The organism is Kitasatospora sp. NPDC004745 (assembly GCF_042873275.1).
Lineage (GTDB): Bacteria > Actinomycetota > Actinomycetes > Streptomycetales > Streptomycetaceae > Kitasatospora.
In genome coordinates this window covers 41134-52923 of record NZ_JBIALK010000042.1, presented here as the reverse complement: position 1 = coordinate 52923, position 11790 = coordinate 41134, and the positions used below count along the sequence as shown (strand labels likewise).

Annotated in this window: 11 protein-coding genes and 1 tRNA gene; 8 read left to right on the top strand and 4 right to left on the bottom strand. The window is 74.2% G+C overall.

Annotated features, from left to right (window positions below; translation table 11 throughout):
* From ACFYUY_RS38185 to ACFYUY_RS38175, 3 genes are all read left to right on the top strand, one after another.
* The coding region (locus ACFYUY_RS38185; protein ID WP_387907801.1) for an acyl-CoA dehydrogenase family protein at positions 1-447 on the top strand (447 nt) is incomplete at its 5' end.
* Positions 448-579: 132 nt separating this feature from the next.
* A complete protein-coding gene (locus tag ACFYUY_RS38180) occupies positions 580-1287 on the top strand; it encodes a TetR family transcriptional regulator (RefSeq protein WP_360223011.1) in 708 nt (235 codons plus the stop codon).
* Positions 1288-1490: 203 nt separating this feature from the next.
* Positions 1491-2198, top strand: coding sequence for a DUF2278 family protein (locus ACFYUY_RS38175; RefSeq protein ID WP_387907799.1), 708 nt, complete (start codon positions 1491-1493; stop codon positions 2196-2198).
* 246 nt (positions 2199-2444) lie between these two features.
* On the opposite strand, the gene ACFYUY_RS38170 is transcribed toward ACFYUY_RS38175, so the two are convergent.
* Positions 2445-2529, bottom strand: a tRNA-Leu gene (locus ACFYUY_RS38170).
* A gap of 290 nt (positions 2530-2819) precedes the next feature.
* Here ACFYUY_RS38170 and ACFYUY_RS38165 point away from each other — a divergent pair.
* From ACFYUY_RS38165 to ACFYUY_RS38155, 3 genes are all read left to right on the top strand, one after another.
* On the top strand, positions 2820-4151 hold the full coding sequence (locus ACFYUY_RS38165) for a M20/M25/M40 family metallo-hydrolase (RefSeq protein WP_360223005.1): 1332 nt from the start codon (positions 2820-2822) through the stop codon (positions 4149-4151).
* Between the two features lie 267 nt (positions 4152-4418).
* Entirely contained in the window at positions 4419-4661 is a 243-nt protein-coding gene (locus tag ACFYUY_RS38160) for a chaplin (protein ID WP_387907810.1), read from the top strand.
* Positions 4662-5046: 385 nt separating this feature from the next.
* Positions 5047-5871 carry a chaplin gene (locus ACFYUY_RS38155; RefSeq protein WP_360222999.1) on the top strand — a complete coding sequence of 275 codons (825 nt, stop codon included), beginning with the start codon at positions 5047-5049 and terminating at the stop codon, positions 5869-5871.
* Positions 5872-6008: 137 nt separating this feature from the next.
* Here ACFYUY_RS38155 and ACFYUY_RS38150 read toward each other — a convergent pair whose 3' ends face one another.
* Positions 6009-6218, bottom strand: coding sequence for a DUF5703 family protein (locus tag ACFYUY_RS38150; RefSeq protein WP_280681853.1), 210 nt, complete (start codon positions 6216-6218; stop codon positions 6009-6011).
* A 331-nt stretch (positions 6219-6549) separates the two neighbouring features.
* Between ACFYUY_RS38150 and ACFYUY_RS38145 the strand changes: the two genes are divergently transcribed.
* Entirely contained in the window at positions 6550-7155 is a 606-nt protein-coding gene (locus tag ACFYUY_RS38145) for a hypothetical protein (RefSeq protein WP_360222996.1), read from the top strand.
* A gap of 120 nt (positions 7156-7275) precedes the next feature.
* On the opposite strand, the gene ACFYUY_RS38140 is transcribed toward ACFYUY_RS38145, so the two are convergent.
* Positions 7276-9438: a helix-hairpin-helix domain-containing protein gene (locus ACFYUY_RS38140; protein WP_387907796.1), complete on the bottom strand. Its 2163-nt coding sequence runs from the start codon at positions 9436-9438 to the stop codon at positions 7276-7278.
* 46 nt (positions 9439-9484) lie between these two features.
* Complete coding sequence (locus ACFYUY_RS38135) at positions 9485-10465, bottom strand: aldo/keto reductase (RefSeq protein ID WP_360222990.1); 981 nt, start codon at positions 10463-10465, stop codon at positions 9485-9487.
* 261 nt (positions 10466-10726) lie between these two features.
* Between ACFYUY_RS38135 and ACFYUY_RS38130 the strand changes: the two genes are divergently transcribed.
* The gene (locus tag ACFYUY_RS38130) at positions 10727-11773 is read left to right on the top strand and encodes an LLM class F420-dependent oxidoreductase (RefSeq protein WP_360222987.1); all 1047 of its coding nucleotides are present in this window, start codon (positions 10727-10729) and stop codon (positions 11771-11773) included.
* Positions 11774-11790: the final 17 nt, after the last annotated feature.

The window sequence follows — 11790 nt, the reverse complement described above, 5'->3', positions numbered from 1 at the left end:
TTCGCGACGGCGATGCGGACGCTGGACCACACGCGGGTGACGATCGCGGCGCAGGCGGTCGGGATCGCGCAGGGGGCGTTGGACTACGCGAAGGGTTACGTGAAGGAGCGCCGGCAGTTCGGGAAGGCGATCGCGGAGTTCCAGGGTGTGCAGTTCATGCTGGCGGACATGGCGATGAAGCTGGAGGCGGCGCGGCAGTTGACGTACGCGGCGGCGGCGAAGTCGCAGCGCGGGGACGGGGACCTGACGTTCTTCGGGGCGGCGGCGAAGTGTTACGCGTCGGACGCGGCGATGGAGATCACCACGGACGCGGTGCAGTTGCTGGGTGGGTACGGGTACACCCGGGACTACCCGGTGGAGCGGATGATGCGGGACGCGAAGATCACGCAGATCTACGAGGGCACCAACCAGGTCCAGCGCATCGTCATGGCCCGCAACCTGCCGTAACGCACCCCTCCGAGGCGTCCCGGACGGCCGGTCGGGCTCCGGCCGGCCGTTCGGGGCCGATGCTATGTTCCGGGCATGAGCGAGAAGGAAGAACAGGACCTGCCCATGAACGACGGGCCCGCCAAGCCGGCGATGCGCGAGGCACTCGTCGCCGCGGCCTTCGAGCTCTTCCTGGAACGCGGCTTCGAGCAGACCACCGTGGACGACATCGTCTCGCTCGCCGGGGTCGGCCGCCGCTCCTTCTTCCGCTACTTCCCGGCCAAGGAGGACGTGGTCTTCCCGGACCACGAGCGCAGCCTCGCCGAGATGACGGAGTTCCTGGAGTCCGGCTCCGGCGAGGAGGACCCGGTCAAGCACGCCTGCGACGCCGCCCGCCTCGTCCTGCGGATGTACGCCGAGCAGCCCTCCTTCTCCGTCCAGCGCTACCGCCTCACCCGCAAGGTGCCCGGCCTGCGGGCGTACGAGCTGTCGGTGGTCTGGCGCTACGAGCACACCCTTGCGGCCTACCTGAGGGACCGCTTCGCCGACCGGCCGGACGGGCCGCTGCGCGCCGACGTGATCGCCGCCGCCGTGGTCGCCGCGCACAACCACGCCCTGCGCACCTGGCTGCGCTCGGGCGGGGAGAGCGACTGGGTGGGCGAGGTGGACGCGGCGATGGCCTTCGTCACCGGCACCTGGAACGACCGGCCCGCGGAGGCCGGCCCGGACGGCGCCGCCCGCGACGGTTCCGACGGTTCCGCGGCGGACGACGTGGTGGTGCTGGTCGCCAGCCGCCGGGCGCCGCTGTGGCGGATGGTCCAGGGCATCGAGAGCGCGCTCGGCGACGTCCGCCGGGTCTGAGCGCGGGGCGCTCCGGGGTCGCCCGGGCGCCGGTCCTCGTCAAGGTCCCGTGACGGGAAACCCCGTTCGGGGGACGGCAGATGAACAGCTGTCGATTCGGCGGAACCCGGAGCCCGCGGTGCGCGATAACGGGTGCGAGGACCGGAGGGCCGGACGCCCGCCGGGGCCGAGAACCCGAGCCCGAGAACCGAGGACCGCCACCCATGCCGATCCGTGCCTACGGCGTGCTCGCCGCCACCGCCGTCGACCGGCGCCGCGAGGGCGCCACCGACACCCCGCACTACCAGATCCACCTGCGCGACCAGCACGGCACCGACTACCGCGCCGCCGTCAACGTCCTCTCCCAGCAGGCCCCCGCCGACCTGCGCTACCTGGTCTTCGAGGACTTCCGGCACCCCGTCACCGCCCTCCTCCCGCCGGCTGGCAGCGGCTGGAACCCGCTCCCGTCCCGCCCCGGCACGGCGAGCCTGGACTACGTCCGCAGCCGCCTCTTCGACCCCGCGACGATGCGCGTCCTGCCGCCCGACCTCCCCGGCCCCGACAACGACCTCGCCGACCTGCTCGACCGCCAGGTCCAGCGCGCGATCGCCGACCCGGCGGCCGCGCTCTACGTCTTCGGGCAGCGCTTCGGCCCCGAACCCGCGGTCCCGGACAAGGTGTTCGGCTTTCTGCCCGGCAACGGCGTGCACGACGTGCACATGAACCAGGGCAACGCCGGCCGCTTCAAGGCCGACGACGGCGTCTACCAGGACGGCGCCCTGCTCATCCACCTGCCCGCCGAGCGGCGGTGGTGCGCCGTCTTCCTCGCCTTCCAGTCCCAGTCCTGGCACACCGATGACCACACCGGGCACACCGTCCCGGCATCCGTCCCGCACCCCGGCAGCCACCGCCAGGCCAGCGGCCGGCCGTAGCGCGCGTCCGGCGGACCGCGGGGGCGCCGGGGCGGCGGGCCGCACCGCGGACGCCGCGTTCCCCCGGACCGGACCCCGCATCGGACCCCGGACCGGCGGTGGACCCGGGCCGGACGAGCCGCCCGGCCTCGGACAGGGCCACCCCCGCGCCCGCCGCCCCCGGCGCCCTGGCCGCCGCCCCGGCCCGCTGATCCGCCGAACCAACGCGAAATGCGGGCCAGGATTTCTCCTGACCCGCATCTTCGGTGTCCGAGGGGGGACTTGAACCCCCACGCCCGATAAAGGGCACTAGCACCTCAAGCTAGCGCGTCTGCCATTCCGCCACCCGGACCGGGTGTCGCCCTCGCGGCTTCCGATCTCTCGTCCGTCGCGCTGACAGATGTAACTGTAGCAAAGATCGGCTTGAGCTCCCAAAACGGCCCCGGGCGGGGGAGCGGGGCTGGTGGCGGGGGCAAGGGGGTGCCTGTGGCGGGGGCGTGACCAGGGGGTTTCGGGGCCGTGCGGGGGGTGGATCCGGCTGGGGGGCTGGGAGAGGATGGGCGGACGTGCTCGTACGTCCCGGGTGCAGGTCCCGGGGTGGCGCGCTGGTGTGCCGGTGCGGGCCAGAGACGAGGAGTGACCGTGAGCGAGCGGAGCGAGTCGGCGGCGCCGAAGGTGACGGCTGAGTCGGAGGTCGCCGGGATCTGTCGCGATCTGATCCGGATCGACACCAGCAACTACGGGGACGGCTCCGGCCCGGGCGAGCGGAAGGCGGCCGAGTACGTGGCCGAGCAGCTCGCCGAGTTCGGGCTGGAGCCGCAGATCTTCGAGTCGGCCAAGGGGCGGGCCTCGACGGTGGTGCGGATCGAGGGCGAGGACCGCTCCCGCCCGGGTCTGCTGATCCACGGCCACACCGACGTGGTGCCGGCCAACGCCGCGGACTGGACGTACGACCCGTTCGGCGGGGAGATCGCGGACGGCTGCGTCTGGGGCCGCGGCGCGGTGGACATGAAGGACATGGACGCGATGACCCTCGCGGTGGTCCGCGACCGGCTGCGCACCGGGCGCAAGCCCCCGCGGGACCTGGTGCTGGCCTTCGTCGCGGACGAGGAGGCCGGCGGCACCTACGGCGCGCGGTTCCTGGTGGACAAGCACCCGGAGCTGTTCGAGGGCGTGACCGAGGGCATCGGCGAGGTCGGCGGCTTCTCCTTCACGGTCAACGACCAGGTGCGGCTCTACCTGGTGGAGACGGCCGAGAAGGGCATGCACTGGATGCGCCTGACGGTCGAGGGCCGGGCCGGGCACGGTTCGATGGAGAACGACGACAACGCGATCACCGAGCTGTGCGAGGCGGTCGCCCGGCTCGGGCGGCACAAGTTCCCGCTGCGGATCACCAAGACCGTGCGGGCCTTCCTGGACGAGCTGTCGGACGCGCTCGGGGTCGAGCTGGACCCGGAGAACATGGACGAGACGCTGCGGGTGCTCGGCGGCATCGCCAAGATGATCGGCACCACGCTGCGCAACACCGCCCAGCCGACCATGCTCGGCGCCGGGTACAAGGTGAACGTGATCCCCGGCCAGGCCACCGCGCACGTGGACGGCCGCTTCCTGCCCGGCTACGAGGAGGAGTTCCTGGCCGAGCTGGACAGCGTGCTGGGCCCGCGGGTGAAGCGGGAGAGCCTGCACTCGGACCGGGCGATCGAGACGAGCTTCGACGGCGCGCTGGTGGAGGCGATGCAGACGGCGCTGCGGGCCGAGGACCCGATCGCCCGCGCGGTGCCGTACTGCCTGTCGGGCGGGACGGACGCCAAGTCGTTCCAGGACCTCGGCATCCGCTGCTTCGGTTTCGCGCCGCTGCAGCTGCCGCCGGAGCTGGACTTCGCCGGGATGTTCCACGGTGTGGACGAGCGGGTGCCGGTGGACGGCCTGAAGTTCGGCGTCCGGGTGCTGGACCGGTTCCTCGACGCCTGCTGAGCGGCTGCCCCCGGTCGGCCGGGGGTGGTGGACGGCCCGTTCCCGGGGTGCCGGGGGCGGGCCGTCCGCATTGTCCGAGCTCATGATTGTGGGATGGGCGCAGGAGATCGACAGGAACGATTCTGCAAGGGAATTCCGGTCGATTGACTGTGCGAGCATTCACCGTTGCGAGTGAATGGCAAATCTGTTCCGTACCCCGTTTGCCACACCGTCGTTCATCCCTGTGCAGCCCGCCGAACGGGTTGCGTTGTCCACACAGGAGGAATGATGAAGGTCAAGAAGATCGCCGCCGTCGCCGCCGCCACCGGTGGCCTGGTGATCGCCGCCGCCGGTGTCGCGTCCGCTCACGGCGGTGCCGCCGCCGAGGGTGTGGCCGCCGGCTCCCCGGGTGTCGTCGCCGGCAACCAGATCCAGATCCCGGTGCACATCCCGGTCAACCTGTGCGGCAACACCGTCAGCGTGATCGGCGTGCTGAACCCGGCGTTCGGCAACCACTGCGCCAACTTCTAGTCGCGCTCCGAGCCGCCGAGGCTCGTCGAGCACGACCCATCCGGCCCCCGGGGGCGGCGGACGCGCCGCCCCCGGGGGCCGTTCGCGCGCCGGGGCCGGGCGGGTGCGGGTCCGCCCGTTCGGGCGAACCCGTCCGGGTGAACCGGGTTTGGGCGCCGAATGGGGTTCTATCGCTCGATCGGGTGAAGATGGTTCGTTCGGCTCAACCTCGCCGTTCTCCTCTCGTTAACTCCTGTGCAGTCGAAGACCTTGCCGGATATCCGGATATACCGAAATTCCGACTTTCCGACGATGTTTGCGCCAAGGTCATCGCGTCGTTCTCGATACGCTCGATACGTCAGGGGAAAAGATGAGGAATGTAGCCAAGAAGGGGATCCTCACGGCCGTGGCCACCGGCAGTGTCCTGGCCTCGACCGCCGGCTACGCCTACGCGGGCGCCGAGGCCCAGGGGGGTGCCGCCGGCTCTCCCGGCGTCGCCTCCGGCAACTCGGTGCAGGTGCCGGTCGAGGTGCCGATCAACGCCTGCGGAAACACCGTGGACGTGATCGGCGCGCTCAACCCGTCCTACGGCAACCGCTGCGCCAACGTCAGCGGTCACCACGACGCCGCCCAGCCCGGCGGCGCCGGCTCTGGCCGGGGCTCCTCCGCCTCGGGTGCGTCCGCCTCCGGGGCTGCCGCCCACTCGCCCGGTGTGGCCTCCGGCAACAGCATCCAGGCCCCCGTGCACGTCCCGGTCAACGCCTGCGGCAACTCCGTCGACGTGGTCGGCGCCGCCAACCCCGCCTTCGGCAACGAGTGCGGGTCGGTCGCGCAGCACTCCCCGGCACCGAAGCCCAAGCCGAAGCCGACCGACGACTGCCCCGAGGAGCACGGCCCGTCCACCCCGCCGAGCACCCCGCCCTCGACTCCGCCGCAGACCGGTGGCGAGACCACCCCGGGCGGCTCGCGCAACGGCGGCCCCTCCGGCGGCACCGTCACCCCGTCGACCCCGGCCGCCGCGCCGGTGGCCAACGGCGCCGGCCCGAGCGGCCAGGCCGTCCCGGCCGCGGACCGCACCGCCTCCCCGGCGGCCGCCGCCCCCGGCACCGCCACGGGAGGCCAGCTGGCCTCCACCGGCGCCGGTGACGTCGAACTGCTCGGTGCCGCCGGGCTCGCCCTGCTCCTCGGCGGCGGCGTGCTCTACCGCCGCGCCCGCGCCGGCGCCCGCTGAGCCACCCGCTCGACCGCCCCGCCGGGCCCGGCGGACCGCACCCGCCGGGCCCGCACGCGGGACACCGCGCGCCCGCGGCCACCGGACCACCGGTGGGCCGCGGGCGCGCGGGCGTTCAGCGTGCGGACGTCACGGCGTCACCAGCTCCGGACCTGCCGGATGATCCGCCGCCGCAGCCGCACCGTCCGGCTGCCGTCGGGGAACAACCGCAACCGGTCGAGTTCCCAGTGCCCGTACTCGGCGTGCTCGGTGAGTAGCTGGCGCGCGGCGTTGCGCGTGGTGCCGCGCGGCATGCGCAGCGACTGGTACTCGTACTCCGGCTGCCGGACCGGCTTCGGTGGGGTCAAGACGCTCCTCCTGGGGATCACCTGGACGCAAGCCTACGACCTGCCCCGGACAGCCGGCGGGGTATTTCCGGCCGACCTCCCGGCCGGGCCGGACCCCGCTCGACTGACAGGGCATCAGTTCCGTTGTTCCTGGGGACGGGATACCCCCGATCCCGGCGCGTGAAGCGGCACTCGAACGGCCTCGCCGGCCCCGCCGCACGCCCTCTGCGCCGCTGGTGCGCGGGGACAGAACCACCTGGATCGGACATCAGGGGGGAAGTTGCGGTGAAATCGAGGGTGTAGGTGACAACCGCTGTGCGTACCGGCGCCGCGGGGAGATAGCGTCTGCACCATGTCTGATGCCGCGCAGCCCACCATTGCCGAGGTACGCGCCGCCGCCGAGGCGGTCAAGGCCGCCATCGACCGTCATCTGGAAGCGGTGTCAAGCCCCAGCGCAGCGGATGATCCCGCTGTGTCCGCCGCCTACGAGCAGCTCGCGACGGCGGCTATCGCCTACGACCAACTCCTCTACGAGGTCTACGACGAGGTCACCCCCTTCGAGATCCCCGGGGACGAGGGCCCGGGCGGCTACCACGGCCCCGAACAGCCCGAAGCGATCAGCGTGCTGATCCGCCGCGACTACCACATCGCCGACCCCAAGCGGCTGCGCGCCCAGGCCGAGCGGCTCGACGAGTCGCTGACCCCGGGCGGCGGCGGCAGCGGCGGGATGAACGCCGCGATCGGCGTGCTGTTCGGCGAGTACGAGCCGGACGAGATCGCCGCCCGCAGCGAGGAGTTCGGGCTGGAGGAGGCGGACTCGACGCTCTGGGTCGCGGCCGCGGAGCCGACCGAACCGGGGGAGTGGCTGCCGGAGCCCTTCGAGCACGCCGACCCGCAGCTGCTGATCTGCCGGTTCGACGTGAGCGAGGTCTACGACGACGAGGACCTCGACGACTGAGCGGCCGGACAACGGCGGGCGGGCCCACGGTGCGTGGACCCGCCCGCCGCGCGTTCCGGGGGCACCGGGGGCGGGGCGCCCCGCACTCCGCTGCGCCCACCCCCGGTGCCCCCGGGCCGCTCAGTACTCCGCGGCCGCGTTCTCGGCGAGGATCGCCCGCAGCCGGGTGGTGCGCGGCTGCGCCGGGCGCTCGGCGACGGCCTGCACGAGCGCCGGGCCCGCGGCGTGCACCACGGACAGGTGCCGCTCGCCGCGGCCGAAGGCGGTGTAGACCCACTGCCGGGTCAGCACCGGCGCGGCGTCCTCCGGGATCACCACGACCGCTCCCGGCCAGCGGCGGCCGAGCGCCTGGTGGACGGTCAGCGCCCAGCCGTGCCGCAGCCGGCCGGCCTCGGCGGGCGGCACCGTCCGGTGCGAGCCGTCCGCGTACTCCAGGTGCAGGCCGGTGGCGTCGCCGTCCAGCACCCGGGCCGGGCGGCTGAGGCCGGGGGCGGGGGAGTCGACCACGCGGTCGCCCGGGTCGAAGCCGCCGAACCGGCCGGGGCCCGGGTTGAGCCGGGCCTTGGCGGCGGCGTTCAGCGCCCGGGTGCCGGCCGGCCCGCCGTGGCCGGGGGTGAGCAGCACGACCTGTTCGGCGGGGATGCCGAGGGCGCGCGGGATGGAGTCGGTGAGCAGCTGGACGGCGCGGTGGACGGCCTCGCCGCCGTCCTTGGCGGTCAGGATGACCACCTCCTTGTCCGGCGCCTCGACCGGCTGGAGCTCGCCGATGCCGACGCCGGAGACCAGTTCGCCGATCGGGCCGAAGTCCGGGGTGCGGGAGGCGACCGCCGGGCAGGCCTTGGCGGCCAGCAGGTCCGCGAAGAACCGGCCGGGGCCGGCGGACCACAGCTGGCCCGGGTCGCCGCTGAGCACCAGTCGGGTGCCGTCGGCGAGCGACTCCAGGACGGTGGCGGCCAGTTCGACGTCCAGCAGCGGGGCGTCGAGGACGACCAGGACGTCCAGGGCGAGCGTGCCGTCCGGGGAGCGGCCGGGGCCGGCGGTGCCGGAGAGCAGCTCGCCGAGGGTGACCACGGGTGCGGGCGGTTCGGTGCTCCCGTCGGCGAGCGCGGCGAGGGAGTCCCGGCCCTGGTCGGTCCAGGTGGCGGCCCAGACCCGCAGGCCGAGCCCGCGGGCGGCGGCCAGCAGGGCGGCGGGTTCGGCCCGGGCGGCCTCGCCGCCGGTGTGCAGCACCAGCGCGCTGTCGGCGACGGCCCGGATCAGTGCGGTCGCGGAGGAGGAGGGCGCGGCCTCGGCGGCGGCGGCCCACGCGGCCGGGCCGGGGGCGGCGGGGGTGACGGCCGGCCCCGCGGTGCCCTCCTCGGTGGTGCCCGCGGAGGTCTCGGTGCCCTCGGAGCCCTCGGAGCCCTCTGGGCCCGTGCCCCCTTCCGGGCCCTCGGCGTCGGCCGCCCCGGCGGCCCCGTCCGCGTCGGCCGGGCCTGCGTCGTCCTCGGCGCCGGGCTCCGCGTCCTCGCCCGGCACGAAGGTGGACATCAGCCGGACCAGCCCGTCCGCGAGGCTCTCCTCGGCCAGCGCCAGCCGCTCCAGGGCGAGCAGCGTCCGGGTCGGCGGCTCCTCGTCCTCGTCGCCGCCCGCCGCGTGCGCCCCGGGGCCGGTCAGCTCCTCCTGGAACGCCATCGCGCGCCCGTCCAGCACGGCGGCCTGGATCGCCTCGGCCGAGTCGGGCAGCCGGTGGCGCTCGAGCCCGGCCGCGACCTCGGCGATCTCCACCGCGGAGTGGCCGCGCAGCGCGGACTGCTCCAGCAGCCAGGGCACCAGCGCCTGGGCGCGGCGAGGGTCCCCGGGGCCGGCGGCCGGGCCGAGCAGGCCGCGGGCGAAGCCGTCCGCGTGCTCGGGGCGGACGCCGGGCAGGGCCAGTACCGACCACGGGTCGCTGCGCAGCTGTTCGGCGGCGCCGTCGCCGAACTCGGCCACGGCGGCGGCCGCGAGGTCCGTCGGGGCGCCGCCGGCGGCCAGCACCCCGGCGGTGTCCCGCAGGGCCTGCGCGCGCTGCCGGTCGGGCTGTGCGGACGGCCCCGCGGGGGCCGGCGACGGTGCGGCGGCGGGCGGGGCGTCCTCGCCCCCGGGCGCGGTGGCCTGCGGCCCGACGCTGCGGATGCGCTGGGCCAGCTCGGCGATCGCGGCGGCCCGGTCCGGGCCCTCCGCGGCCGTCGGGCCTGCCGGGCCGCCCGCGTCGCCCGATCGTCCCGTGGTCTCCTCCGGAGCGCCGTTCTCCGTGTCACTCATCGTCCGCTCCAAAGGTCACTCCACTGCGTGTTCTGCTCGACGAGGGCTAGAGCTCGCTCCACCCCTGGTCCGGGTAGCGGTGCACCGGTGACGAGATGTCGTCCAGCGCACCACGGATCTCACCCGGAAGCGTAAGGGCCTCCACCGACAGCGCCGCCTGCAGCTGTGCCACGGTCCGGGCCCCGATCAGCGCGCTGGCCACCCCGGGACGGTCCCGGACCCAGGCGAGGGCGACCGCGAGCGGGCTGCTGGCGAGCCCGTCCGCGGCGGTGGCGACGGCGTCGACGATCCGCCGCGAGCGCTCGCCGAGGTAGGGCTGGACGAATCCGGACAGGTAGGGCGAGGCGCCGCGGGAGTCCTGCGGCACGCCGTGCCGGTACTTGCCGGTGAGCACCCCGCGCCCGAGGGGAGAGGCGGCGAGCAGCCCGACCCCGGCGTCCAGCGCGGCGGGCAGCGCCTCGCGCTCGATGCCGCGCTGCAGCAGCGAGTACTCCAGCTGCGCCCCGGCCAGCGGGGTCCGGCCGTGCCGGGCGTGCTGCCAGGTGGCGGCCTTGGCGAGCTGCCAGCCGCTGAAGTCGCAGACGCCGACGTACCGGGCGCGTCCCGAGGTGACAGCGATGTCGAGGGCGCCGAGCGTCTCCTCGGTGGGGGTCGAGGGGTCGAAGGAGTGCACCTGCCAGAGGTCGACGTAGTCGGTGCCGAGCCGGTGCAGCGAGGCGTCCAGCGCGGCGAGCAGGTGCCCGCGGGAGCCGTCGAAGCGGCGGGCGGACTCGGGGACGCTGCCGGCCTTGGTGGCGATGACGAGGTCGGAGCGGGGGACGAGGTTGTCGGTGAGCCGGGAGATCAGGTACTCGGCCCCGCCGTCGGCGTACACGTCGGCGGTGTCGAGCAGGGTGCCGCCGGCGTCGACGAACTCCTTGAGCTGTTCCGCGGCCTCGTGCTCGTCGGTGTCGCGGCCCCAGGTCATGGTGCCGAGGCCGAGCCGGGAGACCCGCAGACCGGTACGGCCGAGGTGACGCTGTTCCATCGGACGGGCCCTCCACTGGCCGTGGCACCGGGAGCGCCGGTAGCCCTGTGAACGCGCAGGTGGGGAGAGCGGTCCCCACGTCGGCTGAGCGTAGCGGCCGGTGCACGGGCTGGGGTGCAGACCCGCAGAACGATCACCGCCGCCGGGGCTCGCGGGGAGGGCCCGCGGTGTGACCCAGACCACCACTACCGGCCAGTAGCATGACCGGCGCGTGCACGGTTACCCTCGCCACCAACCCCTACCGACTGGAAGGTCCGCCACATGCGACTCGGAATCAACCTCGGCTACTGGGGGCTCGGCATGGACGCCGACAACGTCGAGGTGGCCCGGGAGGCGGACCGGCTCGGCTACTCGGTCTGCTGGGCGGCCGAGGCGTACGGCTCGGACGCCGCGACCGTGCTGAGCTTCGTCGCCGCGAAGACCGAGCGGATCGACGTCGGCTCGGCCATCTTCCAGATCCCGGCCCGCACCCCCGCGATGACCGCGATGACCGCCGCGACCCTGGACACCCTGTCCGGCGGCCGGTTCCGGCTCGGTCTCGGCGTCTCCGGCCCGCAGGTCTCCGAGGGCTGGTACGGCGTGAAGTTCGACAAGCCGCTGGCCCGTACCCGCGAGTACGTGGAGATCATCCGCAAGGCGATGTCCCGCGAGCGCCTGGTCCACGAGGGCGAGCACTGGACGCTGCCGCTGCCCGGCGGCCCCGGCAAGCCGATCAAGCTCACCGTGCACCCGGTGCGCGAGCACATCCCGCTGTACATCGCCGCGATCGGCCCGAAGAACCTGGAGCAGACCGGCGAGCTGGCCGACGGCTGGCTCGGCATCTTCTTCTCGCCCGAGCACGCCGCGCTCTCGCTGGACCCGCTGCGGGCCGGCCGCGCCAAGGCCGGGCTGACCCTGGACGGCTTCGACCTCTGCCCGACGGTCAACATCGCGGTCGGCGAGGACATCAAGGCCGGCGTCGACTCCCTGCGCTCCTACGCCGCCCTGTACATCGGCGGCATGGGCAGCAAGGAGAAGAACTTCTACAACCAGCTCGCCCGGCGGATGGGCTACGAGCAGGCCGCCGACGAGGTCCAGGAGAAGTACCTGGCCAGGGACTACGCGGGTGCCGCGGCCGCGGTGCCGCACGACCTGATCGACGCCACCTCGCTGATCGGCGACACCGCCCGGATCGCCGACCGGATGCGGGTCTACGCCGACGCCGGCGTCACCACGCTCACCCTGGCACCGTCCGGGTTCACGCTGGAGGAGCGGATCCTGGCGCTGCGCACCGGAGTCGAGGCGCTGGAGCGCGCCGGCCTGGCGTGACCGGTGCGCGGCCCGGC